At 71.6% G+C, this 15,520-nt stretch carries 17 protein-coding genes; 12 read left to right on the top strand and 5 right to left on the bottom strand.

Annotated elements, in window-relative coordinates:
- Positions 1–215 precede the first annotated feature (215 nt).
- The 4 genes from ACFXB5_RS06625 to ACFXB5_RS06610 all read left to right on the top strand — a co-directional run bounded on the left by ACFXB5_RS06625 (position 216) and on the right by ACFXB5_RS06610 (position 3,138).
- On the top strand, positions 216–1,067 hold the full coding sequence (locus tag ACFXB5_RS06625; protein ID WP_385203222.1) for an oxidoreductase: 852 nt from the start codon (positions 216–218) through the stop codon (positions 1,065–1,067).
- 92 nt (positions 1,068–1,159) lie between these two features.
- Positions 1,160–1,756 carry a TetR/AcrR family transcriptional regulator gene (locus tag ACFXB5_RS06620; protein ID WP_385203219.1) on the top strand — a complete coding sequence of 199 codons (597 nt, stop codon included), beginning with the start codon at positions 1,160–1,162 and terminating at the stop codon, positions 1,754–1,756.
- A 277-nt stretch (positions 1,757–2,033) separates the two neighbouring features.
- On the top strand, positions 2,034–2,855 hold the full coding sequence (locus ACFXB5_RS06615; protein ID WP_385203216.1) for a SigB/SigF/SigG family RNA polymerase sigma factor: 822 nt from the start codon (positions 2,034–2,036) through the stop codon (positions 2,853–2,855).
- Positions 2,856–2,907: 52 nt separating this feature from the next.
- Positions 2,908–3,138: a DUF5133 domain-containing protein gene (locus tag ACFXB5_RS06610; protein WP_137976854.1), complete on the top strand. Its 231-nt coding sequence runs from the start codon at positions 2,908–2,910 to the stop codon at positions 3,136–3,138.
- Positions 3,139–3,183: 45 nt separating this feature from the next.
- Here ACFXB5_RS06610 and ACFXB5_RS06605 read toward each other — a convergent pair whose 3' ends face one another.
- Positions 3,184–3,366 carry a hypothetical protein gene (locus tag ACFXB5_RS06605; RefSeq protein ID WP_385203211.1) on the bottom strand — a complete coding sequence of 61 codons (183 nt, stop codon included), beginning with the start codon at positions 3,364–3,366 and terminating at the stop codon, positions 3,184–3,186.
- Between the two features lie 18 nt (positions 3,367–3,384).
- Here ACFXB5_RS06605 and ACFXB5_RS06600 point away from each other — a divergent pair, with 18 nt between their 5' ends.
- Complete coding sequence (locus ACFXB5_RS06600) at positions 3,385–4,806, top strand: amidase (protein WP_385203208.1); 1,422 nt, start codon at positions 3,385–3,387, stop codon at positions 4,804–4,806.
- A gap of 19 nt (positions 4,807–4,825) precedes the next feature.
- On the opposite strand, the gene ACFXB5_RS06595 is transcribed toward ACFXB5_RS06600, so the two are convergent.
- Positions 4,826–5,827 carry a threonine/serine dehydratase gene (locus ACFXB5_RS06595; protein WP_385203204.1) on the bottom strand — a complete coding sequence of 334 codons (1,002 nt, stop codon included), beginning with the start codon at positions 5,825–5,827 and terminating at the stop codon, positions 4,826–4,828.
- A gap of 132 nt (positions 5,828–5,959) precedes the next feature.
- Between ACFXB5_RS06595 and ACFXB5_RS06590 the strand changes: the two genes are divergently transcribed.
- Positions 5,960–6,154, top strand: coding sequence for a helix-turn-helix domain-containing protein (locus ACFXB5_RS06590; protein ID WP_385203415.1), 195 nt, complete (start codon positions 5,960–5,962; stop codon positions 6,152–6,154).
- Here the strand turns inward: ACFXB5_RS06590 and ACFXB5_RS06585 are convergent.
- Entirely contained in the window at positions 6,139–6,822 is a 684-nt protein-coding gene (locus ACFXB5_RS06585) for a helix-turn-helix transcriptional regulator (protein ID WP_385203413.1), read from the bottom strand. The two genes, ACFXB5_RS06590 and ACFXB5_RS06585, sit on opposite strands and share 16 nt — an antisense overlap.
- 119 nt (positions 6,823–6,941) lie before the next feature.
- On the opposite strand from ACFXB5_RS06585, the gene ACFXB5_RS06580 reads away from it, so the two are divergent.
- The 6 genes from ACFXB5_RS06580 to ACFXB5_RS06555 all read left to right on the top strand — a co-directional run bounded on the left by ACFXB5_RS06580 (position 6,942) and on the right by ACFXB5_RS06555 (position 13,649).
- Positions 6,942–7,826 carry an NAD(P)H-binding protein gene (locus ACFXB5_RS06580; RefSeq protein WP_385203201.1) on the top strand — a complete coding sequence of 295 codons (885 nt, stop codon included), beginning with the start codon at positions 6,942–6,944 and terminating at the stop codon, positions 7,824–7,826.
- 217 nt (positions 7,827–8,043) lie between these two features.
- Positions 8,044–9,555: an MFS transporter gene (locus ACFXB5_RS06575; RefSeq protein ID WP_385203198.1), complete on the top strand. Its 1,512-nt coding sequence runs from the start codon at positions 8,044–8,046 to the stop codon at positions 9,553–9,555.
- The gene (locus tag ACFXB5_RS06570; protein WP_385203409.1) at positions 9,555–10,472 is read left to right on the top strand and encodes an ABC transporter ATP-binding protein; all 918 of its coding nucleotides are present in this window, start codon (positions 9,555–9,557) and stop codon (positions 10,470–10,472) included. The genes ACFXB5_RS06575 and ACFXB5_RS06570 overlap by 1 nt, the downstream gene beginning before the upstream one ends.
- Positions 10,469–11,395, top strand: a complete 927-nt coding sequence (locus ACFXB5_RS06565) for an ABC transporter permease (protein WP_385203195.1) — start codon at positions 10,469–10,471, stop codon at positions 11,393–11,395. Before ACFXB5_RS06570 ends, ACFXB5_RS06565 begins: the two co-directional genes overlap by 4 nt.
- A 44-nt stretch (positions 11,396–11,439) precedes the next feature.
- Positions 11,440–12,144 carry a response regulator transcription factor gene (locus ACFXB5_RS06560; RefSeq protein ID WP_385203192.1) on the top strand — a complete coding sequence of 235 codons (705 nt, stop codon included), beginning with the start codon at positions 11,440–11,442 and terminating at the stop codon, positions 12,142–12,144.
- Between the two features lie 77 nt (positions 12,145–12,221).
- Positions 12,222–13,649, top strand: a complete 1,428-nt coding sequence (locus ACFXB5_RS06555; protein WP_385203406.1) for an ATP-binding protein — start codon at positions 12,222–12,224, stop codon at positions 13,647–13,649.
- Positions 13,650–13,745: 96 nt separating this feature from the next.
- Here ACFXB5_RS06555 and ACFXB5_RS06550 read toward each other — a convergent pair whose 3' ends face one another.
- Positions 13,746–13,898: a hypothetical protein gene (locus ACFXB5_RS06550; RefSeq protein WP_385203189.1), complete on the bottom strand. Its 153-nt coding sequence runs from the start codon at positions 13,896–13,898 to the stop codon at positions 13,746–13,748.
- Between the two features lie 28 nt (positions 13,899–13,926).
- On the bottom strand, positions 13,927–15,420 hold the full coding sequence (locus tag ACFXB5_RS06545; protein WP_385203404.1) for an FAD-dependent monooxygenase: 1,494 nt from the start codon (positions 15,418–15,420) through the stop codon (positions 13,927–13,929).
- Positions 15,421–15,520: the final 100 nt, after the last annotated feature.

Genomic DNA, 15,520 nt, shown 5'->3' with positions numbered 1-15,520 from the left:
TGTGTGGGTGTGTGGCTCTCTCTTGTGGTGGGGGGGGGGGTGTGTGGTTCTCTTTGTTTTTTTCTCTTCGGGTGTTGGTGGGGGTTCGTGTAGGGTTTGCCCCCGGCCCCCGCCCCCCCCGTGTACTAAAAAAATCGACGTGGTGTAGATTTTCTGGCGGAGAGGCCAGAACCTATGCGCGGCGCGGCTGCCGCGACCAAGGGATGTGAGCGAAAATGAAGACCTTCCTGATCACCGGTGTGAGCAGCGGGCTCGGCCGGGCGTTCGCCCAGGGCGCGCTCGACGCGGGGCACACGGTGGTCGGCACCGTGCGCCGGGAAGCCGACCGGGAGGCGTTCGAGGCCCTGGCGCCGGGCCGGGCGCACGCCCGTCGGCTGGATGTCACCGATGAGGTGGCCGTACGCGCCATGGTCGACGAGGTCGAGGCGGCCGTCGGTCCGCTCGATGTGGTCATCGCCAACGCCGGGTACGGCCTGGAGGGGATCTTCGAGGAGACACCGCTGTCGGCGGTCCGGGCGCAGTTCGAAACCAATGTGTTCGGGGCCGCGGCGACGCTGCGGGCCGTCCTCCCTCATATGCGCAAGCGGCGCGCGGGCCATCTGATGGCCGTGACCTCCATGGGCGGCCTGATGGCGGTGCCCGGGATGTCCGCGTACTGCGGCAGCAAGTTCGCGCTGGAGGGCATGCTCGAGAGCATCCGTAAGGAGGTCACCGCGTTCGGCATCCATGTCACGGCCATCGAGCCCGGCTCGTTCCGTACGGACTGGGCCGGCCGGTCGATGACCCGCGCGGAACGCACCATCACCGACTACGACGCGCTGTTCACGCCGATCCGCGAGGCGCGGATAGCGGCCAGCGGCAACCAGCTCGGCGACCCGCGGAAGGCCGCCGAAGCGCTGCTGCACATCCTCGACGTCCCCGAGCCCCCCGGCCATCTGGTGCTGGGCTCGGACGCGCTGCGCCTGGTCGCGGCGGCCCGGCAGGCGGTGGACGACGACATCCGCGGCTGGGAGAAGCTGTCGCGGACGACGGACTTCCCCGACGGGGCGCAGATCACCAACGCGTGAACCCACTGCCGGACAAGGACACCGGACTCAGGACATAGGACCTTGTCCGGCGGAAGTACAGTGCTCGGAAGAGCCGATCAGGGGAGATCACCGTGGGAAGGCGCAGTGCCGCCCCGAGAAAGGGAGACCTGCGCGAGCAGGCCCTCCTGGACGCCGCCGAGGCGCTGCTCGAGCACACCGGCCTCGAGGAGCTCACGGTCGAGGCGATCGCCAAAGGCGCCGGGATCTCACGGGGCTCCCTCTACTTCTACTTCGGCAACAAGCACGAGGTCCTCGCCGCCCTCGTCGAGCGCACTCTGCGCACCATCCGGGCCGAGGCCGACAGCACGGCGCAGGACGCGACCTCCCCACCCGTCGAGGTGATGGAACGGGCCGTCCACGGGGTGGAGCGGGTCTGGCGCGAGCACGGCACCGTCATGCGGGCGGCCGTGGACTACTCCGCGCTGCACCCGGTGATCGGAACCGCCTGGAACGACACGGTTGACGCCTTCGCCCGCACCATGACCCAGGTGCTGACGCGGGCGGGGATCCCCGACGAGGGCGGTCCCGACGGAGCCGCCGCGCTGGCCCACGCACTGTGCTGGCTGACGGAACGGACCTTCTACCGCGCCGCCTGCTCCCCCGGGAAGGACTACTCCGCCGCGACCGCGACCACCGTCGCCATCTGGCGTCGCGTCATGAGCAACTGACGCGACCAAGACGGGCAAACCCGGCGTGGCCGACGTCACTCCGCGCCCCGTCGCCGTGACCAGCGGCAGCTCCGAGAGAGTCGAACACGAACCAGAATTCATGAATTCATTGGTTTGAGGTCGGTGGCCCTGGCTAGAAGAGTGAGTGACCAAGGTGCTTCGGAAGGCAGGCACACCTGGCGGGAGGCGCGCACCGCGCGCTGTGAGCCCCAGATGTGCCGTGCCGGCCTCCCGCTCTGCTGAACAGCGAACCGAGCAGGGAGGGAAGAGGACCTTGATGAGTGCCACGGGTGCGGGCGCCCGCCGCCACCACGACGACACTCCTGACACCGCGGCCGACTTCGAGCGGCTGGCCACCATGCCCAAGGGACCCGAGCGGGAGGCCCTGGCCGAGAAGCTGGTCGAGGCATGGCTGCCGATGGCCCACCGCCTCGCCCGCCGCTACCGCAACCGCGGGGAGAATCTGGAGGACCTGGAACAGGTCGCCGCCCTGGGCCTGGTCAAGGCCGTCGACCGTTACGACCACCGACGCGGAGGCGCCTTCCAGCCCTACGCCATCCCCACCATCGTCGGGGAACTCAAGCGGTACTTCCGCGACTGCGCCTGGGACCTCCACGTCCCCCGGCGGGTGCAGGAGCTGCGCAACAGGGTCCGCACCACCGTTCAGGACCTCGCCGCGGCCGAAGGCACCGACCGCTCCCCGACCGTGGCGCGGGTCGCCCAGGTCGCCGACATGAGCGAAGAGGACGTCCTCACCGGGATGGAGGCCATCGACAGCTTCCGGTCCCTGTCCCTGGACGCCGAACTCGCCGGCGCCGAAGGCGGCTACTCCCTGGCCGACACCCTCGGCCGGCCCGAGACCCGCTACGACACCGTCATCGCCCGGGAATCGGTCAAGCCGTGTCTGAACCGGCTCCCGGAACGGGAGCAGCACATCCTGTATCTGCGGTTCTTCCGCGATATGACCCAGGCCGGCATCGCCGAGGAGCTGGGCATCTCCCAGATGCACGTCTCCCGCCTCATCTCCCGCAGCTGCGCCCGGATCCGCGACCAGGTCGAGACCGAGCCCCGGCCCGACCGGATCCCGGTCCACGCATAGCCACGCCGCACCCCGCCCCCACCCCCGTCTTCAGCAGAAGAAGGAGCTTGCCATGCTCATGGCCCACCCCGCCGTGCTGACCGACCTCATCCAGCAGTACGAGACCCTCCGCATGCTGCATGCCGAGAACGGCAGTCCGGAGGCGCGGCAGCGGCTCGCCGACGTCTCGTACACGCTGTGCGTCGTCACCGGCACCCGGGACATCGACGCCGCCCTGATCGCCGCCCGCCACCAGCTCCCCGGCGCCCACCCCGAGGACGACTCCCTCGTCCCCAGCGCCTGAGGCAGGACACCCCCGCGCGCCCCGGACATCGACGGCCATGGACGGCTATCGACGTTCGGGGCCCGGGGCCAGGCTCGGGTCGGACGGGCGCGGGGGGTGCGGGTGCAGCAGCGGGACGACGCCCACGGAGCGGCCGTCCTCGTCCAGCAGCCGGCCCATGTGTTTGACCGTGCGCAGGACCAGCGAACGGTCGTCGATGGTCAGACGGACAGAACGGGAAAGAACCACAAGACCATCCTGGCCACGATGGACGCACTGGCCCAGGCGGACCTGGTCCGGCGGGGCGAGATGTCCCCCCGAGAACTCGTCGAGGCCGCCATCGAGCGCATCGAGGAAACCGATCCTCGGCTCAACGCGATCACGCACCGGCGGTACGAGCGGGCGCTCGCGGAGGCGGACCGGGTGCGCCGGGACGCCCCGTTCGCCGGAGTGCCCACGCTGACGAAGTCCCTCAGCGACAGCGAGGGCGACCCGGCCAACTTCGGATCCGCGTGGGTGGCCGGGCACGGCCGGGTCGCGCGGGAGGACGCCGTGGTCAACCGGCGGCTCAAGGCGGCGGGCTTCATCGTCGTCGGCCAGACCTCGGCGCCGGAGTTCGGCCTGCTCTCGGTGAGCGAGAGCAGGGTCCACGGGGTGACGCGGAACCCGTGGCGTACGGATGTCACCCCGGGTGGTTCATCAGGGGGCGCGTCGGCCTCGGTCGCCGCGGGCATGGTGCCCGTCGCCCAGGGCGGAGACGGCGGCGGCTCGATCCGGATGCCGGCCGCGTTCTGCCACCTGGTGGGCCTGAAGCCCAGCGCGGGGCGCGTCAGCGCGGGTCCGGGCAGGCCCAGCAGGTGGGGGCACAGCGTCCCGGCCGTGGTCACCCGGACCGTGCGGGACACGGCGGCGGTGCTGGACGCGGTGAGCGGGGGCGCGCCCGGGGACCTGGGTGGCCCCGCGCCCCTGCCTCCGGGCGGTTTGACCGCGATGGCCGGCCGTGATCCGGGGCGGCTCAGGGTCGGTGTCCTCACCCATGCTCCCGACCACACGCCTCAGGTCGTGGGTGCGGTGCGGGAGGCCGTTCTCGACACGGCCCGGATACTCGAACGGCTCGGGCACGAGGTCGAGGAGGCACACCCCGCCCCCATGCTGGATCCCCGCTGCCTCACGGCATTCTTCGACGCGCTGAGTGTCACCGCGGCACAGAGCGTCGAGGCGCTGGCCAGGGAGCTCGGCGAGGATCCCGGCCCCGGCGACCTCGACCCCGTCACCTGGTTCTGGGTGCGGCGCGGGCGGCAGATCACGGGGCTGGAGCTCGCCGACGCCCTCGTCTGGCAGAGCGGGCTCCGGGCCGCCATGGCCCGCTGGTGGCAGGAGTTCGACCTGCTGCTGAGCCCCGTGTTCGCCACACCGCCCAAGCCGGTGGGGTGGCCGTGGCGGGAGCCCGACGGCCTCCAGAGGTCGGTGGACGTGCTCGCCTTCACCGCGCCGTTCAACACCACGGGCCAGCCCGCGATCGCGGTACCGGCGGCGCTGACCGAGTCCGGCACACCCGTCGGCATCCAACTGGCCGCGGCGTACGGACGGGAGGACCTGCTGGTGTGCGTGGCGGCGCAGCTGGAAGCGGAACGCCCCTGGGCGTCACATCGCCCACCGGTCTTCCCCGCCGGGGCGATGTCGGCGTAGTGCTCCTCGGTGCACGGTTTCAGTCCGCCAGGGCCCTGCGGTAGACCGCCGGATCGACGTTGCCGCCCGAGGCCACGAGCGCCACGACCTTGCCCCGGACGTCCACCTTCCCGGACAACACCGCCGCCAGGGCCGCGGCGGCGCCCGGCTCGACCACGATCTTGAGGAGGCGGTGGGCCGTGCCCATGGCGGCCAGGGCCTCCTCGTCGGTCGCGGTCAGGCCGGTCACGTCGTGGCGGCGGAGGACGGCCAGGGGGCGGGCACCGGCCACCGGGCCGGAGATGGCGTCCATGAGGCCGCCGGGCGGGTGGGGGTTGGCGCACACGCGGCCGGTCACGAGGGACCGGGCCATCTTGTCGAAGCCCGCCGGTTCGACGATGTGGTTCGCGAGGCCGGGGAACGCGTCGCCGAGCGCGGTGATCACACCGGCGGCCAGCCCACCGCCGCTGCAGTTCACCAGGACCGTGTCCGGGGTCAGGCCCAGTTCGCGCGCCTGCTCGGCGATCTCCAGGCCGACGGTGCCCTGCCCGGCCATGACGCGGGGATCGTCGAACGGCGGAATCAGCGTCATCCCGCGCTCCTCGATGGTCTTCCGGGCGACCGCTTCCCGGTCCTCGGTCCGCGGGTCGTACAGCACCGTCTCGGCGCCCCACCAGCGGCAGTTGTCGACCTTGATACGGGGGGCGGTGTTCGGCATGACGATGACCGCGGGGCACCCGGCGAGCCGCGCCGCGGCGGCCACGCCCTGCCCATGGTTACCGGCGGAGTAGGCCACGATCCCGGCGCGGCGCGCGTCCTCGTCCAGGGTGAGCAGCGCGTTGAGCGCCCCGCGCACCTTGAACGAGCCGGTCAGCTGGAGACATTCGGCCTTGACCAGGACGCGGGCGCCGACGAGGTCGTCCAGCATCGGGGAGTTGAGCAGCGGCGTCCGGACCACATGGCCGGTCAGCCGCCGCGCGGCCTCGTGGATGGCGTCGATGCCGAAGCCGCGCACGGCGCCGTCGGTGTGAATGTCGGACAACGGTGGGTGTCCTCTCGATAAGGGTCCTTGACCCGTGGATAGCCGAGCGGCACGGCCGCGGTCAACGTGGCGCATCCGCCGCGACCGGTCCGCCCGAGCCCCTCGGGACGGCGGGCCCAGTGACCAGGCACGCTGGAGGTTCTCGCCCGCCACGCCCGCGAACTCCTCGAAGTCACCGACCTCGGCATCGAGCGGATCGCCGCCCAGAGCGGCCTCGGTACCAGCACCAACCTCCGTGCCCGCTTCCGCGACGCCCTCGGCACCACGCCCTCCGCCTACCGGCGGACCTTCGGTTCGGATGTCCCGGAGCGTCACGCCACGCCGTGAGTGGCGCGGCCGAAGTCGGTGGTCAGCCAGTGTTCGATGGACTCATCGGGGAACGTGTGCGGCCGGAAGGTGCCCGCCACCCGTGAGATGTCGGTGATCCGGTCGAGGCGGAAGGTGCGCCAGTCGTCCCGGTCGACGTCGAACGCCACGAGGTACCAGTGTCCGGCGCGCAGAAGGTGGCGGTACGGCTCGACCAGCCGGGTGGAGGGGCGGCCGTGCTGGTCGGTGTAGTGGAAGCGGAGTCTGCCGTCCTCGGCCACCGCATCGGCGATCACACCGACGATCGCCGCCGAGACCACGGCGCCAGGCTGCTGGAGCACCTCGGTGGCCAGGTCGGTGGCGGCCGCGCGGCGTCGCAGCGGGCGGGGCAGCACTTGGTCCAGCTTGAGCAGCGCGCTTGACGCGACCGCCTCCTCGGGGAGGAAGGCGCGGATCAGATGCAGCCCGGCCACCAGCGCGGTGATCTCGTCAGCGGTGAACAGCAGGGGCGGAATCCTGGTCCCGGGGCTCAGTCGATAGGCACTGCCCGGTCCCGGGCGGGCCTCGACGGTGTACCCGAGACGGCGCAGCCGCTGGGCGTCGCGGCGCACGGTGCGGACGCTCGCGTCGAGCCGTTCGGCCAGTTCGGTGGCCGTCCACTCGCCCCCTGACTGCAGCAGCGTCAGCATGGTCAAGGTCCTGATCGTGGGATCGAGCTCCATTCCCTCAGCCTTCCAGGAGAGGAGGACAGCTTCGGGCCACCTTGGTTCCTAGGGTGCGGTCGAGCCATCGATGAGAGGAAGCAACCATGCGGATCGCCGTCACCACCCCGACCGGAAACGTCGGCCGCCACGTCGTCGCCGCACTCGTCCGCGCCGGGGTCCGGCCGCGCGTCCTGCTGCGCGACCCCGGGCGGCTGGCACCCGATGTCCGGGACGAGGTGGACGCGGTGCCGGTCGACCAGTACGACCCCGACGCGGTGGTGGCCGCCACCCGCGGCGTCGACGCGCTGTTCTGGGTGAACCCGACCAGTGGCCACGGGGATCCCCTCAGCGAATACGCCCGCGCCACCAGCGGCGTGGTCCGCGCCGTCACCGAGAACCGGATCGGCCGCGTCGTGTTCCAAAGCAGCGTCGGCGCCGAGAAGCGTCATGGTGCCGGTGAGATCGACGGCCTGGCACAGACCGAGATCGCCTTGGACGGCACGGGCGTCGACGTCACCCACCTGCGCTGCGGCTACTTCTTCAGCAATCTCGAATTCGAGCTCGAAGCCCTGCGCGCGGGCACCCTCCAGGTGATCCTGCCGCTCGACCAGCCCATGGCGTGGGTGGCGCCACGCGACATCGCCGAGGTCGCCGCCACCCGTCTGCTGTCCCCCGCCTGGTCCGGCCGGGTCGTCCAGGCGGTTCACGGGCCCGCCGACCTCACCTGGCGACAGGTCGGCGACATCCTCACCGCCGCCACGGGTCGGCGGATCGGCGTCGAGCGGATCACCGACGACGCCATGCGCGCGGGGCTCCGCCGGGCGGGGATGACCGAGAGTCTGGTCGAGGCCGTGATCGGCATGTCGACCGGCCTACGCGAAGACTTCGTGCCCGAGCAGCCCCGCACCCTCCGGACCACCACCCCGACCACCCTCGCCGCCTGGGCCTACGACCAGCTACGACACCGGATCGCCGACGACGCCTCGTAAGCGGGCCGCGGGCAGCCGCTTTCTGTGAGTTTCTGTGAATCACCGGCCGGTCGGCTGCCGCGACCTGCCGGTTTCCCCCGGACCCGACTTCCGGTTCTTACGCGACACCCAGACTCGTGCAGAGCTGTCCCAGAACCGCGGATCACTGTGATGCGACGCGCCACGACGACATCGGCGACCGCAACCAGGTCCAGAGGGACAGAAGGAAGAGCGCTTCATGCCCAACGGCAGCATTGGCAGCGCCGGCACGAGCACTGGCACCGGCACGAGCACTGGCACCATCACCGGCGCAGGACCGCTCAGCGGCGAACAGCACAAGCACACGAGGTGGAACAGACGGCTCATCGGCCAGGTGGCCATCCTGATTCTGGTGAACACCATGGTGGACACCGTCGTCACCGCACCGCTGCTCGTCCTTCCCGAGATGCTCGACCACTTCGGCACCGATCAGTCGGCGTGGATCGACGCCAGCTCGCTGCTGGCGGGGGCGATGTGGGCGCCACTGCTCGGAAAGAGCGCCGATATCCACGGCAAGCGCAGAGTGCTGGTGGCGACGTTGCTCACCGCCCTGGCGGGTGCCCTGGTGTGCCTCGTCGCTCCCAACCTCTGGGTGTTCATCTTCGGCCGCCTGCTCCAGGGGGCGGCCGTGGGAGCCGTGTTCCTCACGGTCGCCCTCATCCGCGACATGTGCGCACCGGACCTGGCGATGGTCGTCACGGGCATCGTGACCTCCGGCTCCGCACTCCTCAGCATCGTCATGCCCGCCCTCTTCGAGTTGACGGCCGCGGCGTTCGGCTGGCGGAGCGTGTTCGTCGCGTCGGCGATCTTCGCGGCCATCGCGGCGGTCCTGGTGCACCGCCTCGTTCCCCAGTCCACGATCAGGACACCGGGCAAGGTCGACATCGCCGGGGCCGTTCTCCTCGGTGGCGGGCTGGCGGCGGCGCTCAGCTATGTGAGCCTCGGGTCGGAGTTCGGCTGGTTCACCGTGGGCCCGCTCGCCCTCCTCGTCGGTGGCGCCGCGGCACTGGCCCGGTGGTTCCTGGTGGCGAGCCGGATTCCCGAGCCCGTGATCGACATCAGGAACCTCGGCAGGCCGCTGGTGCTCACGCTGCTTGTGGTGGTCTTCGGAACCGGCGCGTACCAGAGCATGCTCACGCTCTTCGGCCTCATCGCCAAGGTCTCGGCGGATCAGGACCTCGGGTACGGACTCGCCGCCCCGGGAGCACTGGGCCTGCTGTACGGCATACCGGCGATCGGCATCGTGCTCGGCGGCACCCTGGCCGGGGTGCTCAGCACCCGCGTCGGACCGGCCGTGGCACTGGCGGGCGGAGTGGCGATCGGAACGGTGGGAACCATCGGGATGTTCCTCGGGGACTCCGTGCTCCCCCTCGCGGTCGTCTGCTCCTTCCTGCTGAGCCTCACCGCGGGAACGCTCGTGACCGCCGGCTTCAACATGGCGGCGACGCTCGCACCTCCGGAACGGCAGGGTGTGGTGTCCAGCATGGTCATGGTGATGGTGGCGACCGGGGCGGTGATCCTGAAGTTCGTGGGTTCGGCCGTACTCAAGTCCACCAACACGGTCGTGGACGGAGACACGGTGAACTCGGCGCTGGGTGTGCACAGTTACATCGCCATGGCGGCCATCGCGTTCGTGGCCGCCGCCGTGGTGGTCGTCGTCCTCCTGCGCACGCAGCGGCACCGCGCACACGCCTCGGCTCTGGAGTCATGATGATCGAAGTAAGCGGACTGACCAAGCGCTACGGCAAGGTGGTGGCCGTCGACGGCCTGACTTTCGCCGTCCGCCCGGGGGAGGTGACCGGGTTTCTCGGTCCCAACGGCGCGGGCAAGTCGACCACGCTGCGGATGATCCTGGGCCTGGACGCCGCGAGTTCGGGAACCGCCACCGTTGGCGGGCGCCCGTATTCCGCGCAGCCCGCGCCGTTGAAGGCCGTCGGCGCGCTGCTGGACGCGGGCGCGGTGCTGCCCAGCCGCACGGCCTACCACCATCTGCTGGCTCTCGCGGCCTGCAATGGGATCTCCCGTGGCCGCGTGGCGAAGGTGCTGGCGGAGGTGGGTCTGGAGGGCGTGGCTCGCCGCAGGGCCGGGACGTTCTCGCTCGGCATGCGGCAGCGCCTCGGCATCGCGGCGGCGCTGCTGGGCGACCCCCCGGTGCTCGTTTTCGACGAGCCGCTCAACGGTCTCGACCCGGAGGGGATCGTCTGGATCCGCGGGCTGATGCGGCGGATGGCGGCCGAGGGGCGCGCGGTGCTGATGTCCAGCCATCTGATGAGCGAGATGGAGCTCACCGCCGACCACCTCATCGTCATCGGCCGCGGACGGCTGATCGCGGACACCGCCATGGCCACGTTCATCGACGCGCACTCGGGCCGTGAGGTCCTGGTGCGCAGCCCGCAGGCGGAATCGCTGCGCCGGCTGCTGTCCTCGGCGGCGGCGGAGGTGCGTGCGGACGGCGCGGACGGCCTGGTGGTGACCGGGGTGGACGCGGCCGAGATCGGCGCGCTGGCCGCGGCCGGTGCGGTGGAGCTGCATGAGCTGACGCCCCGGCAGCCGTCGCTGGAGCAGGCCTTCATGGACCTGACCCGCGATGCCCTGGAGTACCACACCGCGAAGGAGACGAGTTCATGAGCGGAAGCGCCGCGGACGCCCGGACGGCGAAGGGCCACGAGCCGCGCGGTCGGCGGTTGTTCGGATCCGGCCATCGAGCCCGGGTACGCCGCCGGACGCCCGACCGGTCGCAAGGACACCGGACACCTCCGGCACCGACGCGCCGGGCGACGTTCCGCCACTCTCTGCACGCCGAGTGGATCAAGATCCGTACCATGCGCTCGACCCTCTACGTCATCCTCGGCACCCTGGCGTTCTGCATGGGCCTCGCCTCGCTCAACGGCACATCCGCCGGGAGCGATTACGCGACCATGACCGCCGCCGACCGGGCCGCCTTCGATCCGCTCGCCACCAGCCTGCGCGGCTATCTGGTGGCGCAGATCGCCCTCGGGCTGCTGGGCGGCATGGCGATCACCTCCGAGTACGGCGCCCGCACGATCGTCAGCACGCTGACCGCCGTACCGCACCGGGCCCGGGTGCTGGCCGCCAAAGCCGCGGTCCTGGTCGGGGTCGCGTTGCCGGTCGGGCTGCTGGTGTCCGTCAGCGGCTTTCTCGTCGGGCAGGCGGCGCTGGCGGGCGCGGACGCCCCGCACCTCGGCCTGTCCGATCCTCAGGCACTGCGCGGCATTCTGGGCGGCGGGCTCTATCTGACGCTCGCCGCGCTGTTCGGCCTCGCGATCGGCGCGGTGATCCGCAGTACGACAGCGACGGTGACGACCCTGTTCGGCGCGATGCTGATCGTGCAGGCGTTCGCGCCGGCGTTGCCCGGGGCGGTCGGCGACTGGGTGGCGAAGTACTGGCCGCCCATCGCGGGTGGCCAGATCATCACCGGCTACCGCGATCCGGCGCTGCTGGCTCCCTGGTCCGGGCTCGCCGTCATGGCAGGGTGTGTCGCGGCCCTGCTGACCGCGGCGTTCATCGTCTTCCGCCGACGCGACGCCTGACGGAAGGCCAGGGGACGACGGACGATCGGGTGGGGACGGGACGGATGACGGCATCGGAACGGCTGCTGGTGGTGGAGGACGAGCCGACGCTGCGCGAGTTGCTCTCCGCGAGTCTGCGGCTGGCGGGCTTCGCCGTGGTCGCGGTCGCGACCGGCGAAGAGGCGCTGGCCGCGGTGCGGGAGCGGCGTCCCGCCCTGATCGTGCTGGATGTGATGCTGCCCGACATCGATGGCTTCGAGGTCGTCCACCGGCTGCGCGGGCAGCATCCGCTCGCCGCGGCGGGCCATCCCCCGGTGCTGTTCCTCACCGCCCGCGATGCGCCCGAGGACCGGATCAGCGGGCTCAGGGCGGGCGGTGACGACTACGTCACCAAGCCGTTCAACCTGGAGGAGCTGGTCCTGCGCATCCGGGCCATTCTGCGCCGCGTGAGCGGCCGCCAGTCCGACGGCCGGCTGATCGTCGGCGATCTGGAGCTGGACCCCGACAGCCATCAGGTGGTCCGGGGCGGGCAGCCGGTCCGGCTGTCCCCGACCGAGTTCAGCCTGCTGCGCGTGCTGATGGAGAACGCCGGACAGGTGCTGTCGAAGTCCCAACTCCTGGAGCTGGTCTGGCAGTACGACTTCGGGGGCGACGACAGCATCGTCGCCTCGTACATCAGCTATCTGCGGCGCAAGGTGGACCTGGGCGAGCCGAAACTGATCCATACGGTGCGCGGCACCGGGTATGTGCTGCGGAGGCCACCACGGTGAACGAGAACCCCGAGCGCGGTCGGCTCTCGCTCCGTGGTCGGCTCTCGCTGCGCGGCCGGCTGCTGGCGATCGCCCTGATGCTGCTCGTGGTCGCCCTGCTGGGCAGCAACGCTCTGGCCGTCGTCCTGCTCCAGCGCGACCTGGTGCATCAGCTGGACAACCGGCTCCGCACCGCCGCCACGGTCACCGCGCGTCTCACCGACCCGTCCGACATGGCGGGCGATCGGACATCGCGGGTGCGCGACACCGTGGAGCGGCAGCTGACCGGCGATGTCTATCTGGCCTCCCTCGGCCCGAACGGCCGCGTCCGGCAGGTCATCCGGCCCGCGGCGCACAGCGCTCCCGCCCTGCCCCCGCTCGACGCGGCGGCGGTCGGCGAGCGCGGCCGTCGGCCCTTCGAGGCCCCGGCCGCCGACGGCGGTGAGGCATGGCGGGCGATCGCCGTACCGCTCAACGCGCCGGGAGAACAGCGCAAGCGGGCCGAGGGCACCCCCAGCGTCGTCATCGCGGCCTCCCTCATCCAGGTCAACGCGACGATCAGACAGCTCGGCACCCGGATGCTGCTCATCGACTCCCTGGTGCTGGCGCTGCTCGGCGGGGCCGGGTGGTTCGCCGTACGCGCCGGGCTGCGCCCGCTGCGCCGGGTCGAGACCACCGCGGCGGCGATCGCGGACGGCGATCTGTCCAGCCGCGTCCCGGAGCTGGCCGCATCCCGTACCGAACTCGGCCGTCTGGCCGCGGCGCTCAACGGGATGCTGGACCGGGTCGAGGAGAGCGACGCGGCGCGGGCGGCCGCCGCCGAGCGGATGCGCCGCTTCATCGCGGACGCCAGCCATGAGCTGCGCACCCCGCTCTTCGGCATCAAGGGGTTCACCGAGCTGTACCGGATGGGCGGCATGCCCGAGCGCGCCGATGTCGACGCCGCGATGGGCCGTATCGAGCGGGAGGCGGCACGGCTGGTCCGGCTGGTCGAGGACCTGCTGCTGCTCGCCCGCCTCGACGAGTACGCCGCCGCCGCGGACCTCCCGCTCCATCCCACCCCGATGGACCTGCGCACGCTGGCCGTCGACGCCCTGCACGACCTGCGCGCGCTCGATCCACGACGCCCTGTCACCCTCACCGGCCCCGGCGGCGGGCCGCCGGGGGGCGCGCCGGTGCTCGGCGACGAGGCGAGACTGCGCCAGGTGACCTCCAACCTCGTCGGCAACGCGGTGGCGCATACCCCGCCCGGCACCCCGGTCCGGATCGGCGTCGGCACCCAGGACGGTCTGGCGGTGCTGGAGCTGCACGACGCGGGTCCGGGGATGTCCGAGGAGCAGGCCGCCCGCGCCTTCGACCGCTTCTACCGTGCGGATGACGCCCGCGGCCGCACCAAGAGCGGAGGCGCGGGGCTCGGCCTCGCGATCGTCCACTCCCTGGTGACGGCCCACCACGGCCGGGTGGAGGTGCTTACGGCCCCGGACGAGGGCGCCACCTTCCGCGTTCTGCTCCCCCTGGACGACTGAGCACCCCACCGCCCACCAACTCCATGGCGGCGCCTTCGCCCCGCACGCTTCCGTGCTCATCGGCCTGCCGGCCGGATCCAGCGCGCCGACCCCGCTCTACGCCGAGTACCAGGCACGCCGGGCCTTCTCCGCCCTGATGGTCACCGTCGTCCTCAGCGCGTACGCCTTCGCGCTGCTGCTGTCCCCCGCCACCCCGGAGGAGCGCTCCGGGACCCGGCGGCACTCATCGCACTGGCCGCCGACAGGCACCGCCCGCACAGCGCCTGACGCGCCCGGCTCAGTGCACCTTCGTCAAGCCGCCTCCGATGGTGGCGAGCAGGGTCTCGTCGCAGGCGGCCGAGGTGTCCGCCGCCCAGCACACATAGCCGTCGGGGCGGATGAGCAGGGCGACGGCGCCCAGGTCGTCTGCGCAGGTGGCCCGGACGAGGTCGACGCGTGGCGGGAGCCGGAGGTCGTCCGGGACGGCTCCGGCCAGATCGAGCAGAACGGCGTGGCCCGAGCCGAACAGCGCCGACAGCCGGGTGGCGCCGGCCTCGGTGACCAGGTCGGCGTCCGGCACGCGCTGCCCGGTGAGGGGATGTTCGCCGGGCAGCTCGTAGCGCAGCGAGAGGCCGGACATCAGCCCCGCGAGGTGGCGGTTGGTGTCGGGCAGCCGCAGCAGGTCGATGAAGATGTCGCGCAGGGCGGTCACGTCCTCGCTCGGGGTCGTGTCCGCCAGGACCCGCTGGGCCGCCGTGTGGTGCAGGACCCGGGCCGCGGCCGGATGCCGTTCGGCGTGGTAGCTGTCCAGGAGGCCGCCCGGCGCCCGGTCCTGGATGACCGCGGCCAGTTTCCAGCCGAGGTTGATCGCGTCCTGCATACCGAGGTTGAGCCCCTGGCCGCCCATCGGCGAATGGATATGGGCGGCGTCGCCCGCGAACAGCACGCGGCCCACGCGGTACTGCTCCAGCTGTCGCGTGGCGTCACTGAAGCGCGAGGAGTTGTCCACGGCCCCCAGGGTCGTCTCCTCGCCGTACACCTCCCGCAGCGCGGTGGCGATCTCCTCATGGGTGACGGGGGCGTCGCGGGCGGTGTCCACCTGGTCCGCGTGACCGAAGGTGAAGCGGTACAGGTCGCCGCCGACCGGGACCAGCATGGCCCAGTAGCCGCCCACCTGACGGGTCATGGTGCTGATGTGCCCCATCTGCTTCGGCACCAGCGAGGACACCGCGGTCAGCCGGATGTCGGTCAGCACCGCCTGATGAGTCCCGGCCCGGCCGGGAAACGGCAGCTCCAGCAGTTTCCGCACCGTGCTGTGACCGCCGTCGCACGCCACCAGATAGCGCGCCCGCACCTCCAGGCCGTCCGCCGTCACGACCACGCCGTCCTCGTCCGACTCCACCTTCGAGACGGCGGTCCCGCGCAGAACTCGCGCGCCCGCGGCGGTCGCCCGCTCCTCGAGCACCTCCTCGATCTTCCACTGGGGGATGGCGATCGGGCCGTTGTGCCTGGTCCGCCAGGGGGTGCAGTCCAAGGGCACGGGCAGCATCGCGAAGTGCCCACCCACCGGGTCACGCGGGGTGGCCCGCCGCAGCATCGGCTCCAACAGCCCCCGCGACTGCAGCAGTTCGGCCGTACGGGGCTGGATCGCGCCGCCCTTCACCTGCTCGATGCGCTGGTGCAGCTTCTCCAGCACCAGGGTCTCGGCCCCGGCCAGCGCCAGCTCGTACGCCAGCATCAGCCCGGTCGGGCCGGCGCCCACGATGACGACGTCGGTCGCGCTCTCCGTCATCGCCATCGGCTCCGTCTTCTCCGTCGACACGGTCACCCCTCCTCGATTTCTCGCCTCGGTCTATATGTATACCAGGTGCAGAAATCTCCTGGGGGCAATT

Origin of the sequence: Streptomyces sp. NPDC059455 (assembly GCF_042750115.1) — a bacterium.
GTDB classification, from domain to species: domain Bacteria; phylum Actinomycetota; class Actinomycetes; order Streptomycetales; family Streptomycetaceae; genus Streptomyces; species Streptomyces endocoffeicus.
This window is presented reverse-complemented; position numbering and strand designations above follow the sequence as displayed.

Bases quoted from the DNA above. Each gene is read 5' to 3' on its own strand.
- ACFXB5_RS06625 (WP_385203222.1), top strand. From the start codon at position 216: ATGAAGACCTTCCTGATCACCGGTGTGAGCAGCGGGCTCGGCCGGGCG.
- ACFXB5_RS06615 (WP_385203216.1), top strand. From the start codon at position 2,034: ATGAGTGCCACGGGTGCGGGCGCCCGCCGCCACCACGACGACACTCCT.
- ACFXB5_RS06610 (WP_137976854.1), top strand. From the start codon at position 2,908: ATGCTCATGGCCCACCCCGCCGTGCTGACCGACCTCATCCAGCAGTAC.
- ACFXB5_RS06600 (WP_385203208.1), top strand. From the start codon at position 3,385: ATGGACGCACTGGCCCAGGCGGACCTGGTCCGGCGGGGCGAGATGTCC.
- ACFXB5_RS06585 (WP_385203413.1), bottom strand. From the start codon at position 6,822: ATGCTGACGCTGCTGCAGTCAGGGGGCGAGTGGACGGCCACCGAACTG.
- ACFXB5_RS06580 (WP_385203201.1), top strand. From the start codon at position 6,942: ATGCGGATCGCCGTCACCACCCCGACCGGAAACGTCGGCCGCCACGTC.
- ACFXB5_RS06575 (WP_385203198.1), top strand. From the start codon at position 8,044: ATGCCCAACGGCAGCATTGGCAGCGCCGGCACGAGCACTGGCACCGGC.
- ACFXB5_RS06570 (WP_385203409.1), top strand. From the start codon at position 9,555: ATGATCGAAGTAAGCGGACTGACCAAGCGCTACGGCAAGGTGGTGGCC.
- ACFXB5_RS06565 (WP_385203195.1), top strand. From the start codon at position 10,469: ATGAGCGGAAGCGCCGCGGACGCCCGGACGGCGAAGGGCCACGAGCCG.
- ACFXB5_RS06560 (WP_385203192.1), top strand. From the start codon at position 11,440: ATGACGGCATCGGAACGGCTGCTGGTGGTGGAGGACGAGCCGACGCTG.
- ACFXB5_RS06555 (WP_385203406.1), top strand. From the start codon at position 12,222: ATGCTGCTCGTGGTCGCCCTGCTGGGCAGCAACGCTCTGGCCGTCGTC.
- ACFXB5_RS06545 (WP_385203404.1), bottom strand. From the start codon at position 15,420: ATGACGGAGAGCGCGACCGACGTCGTCATCGTGGGCGCCGGCCCGACC.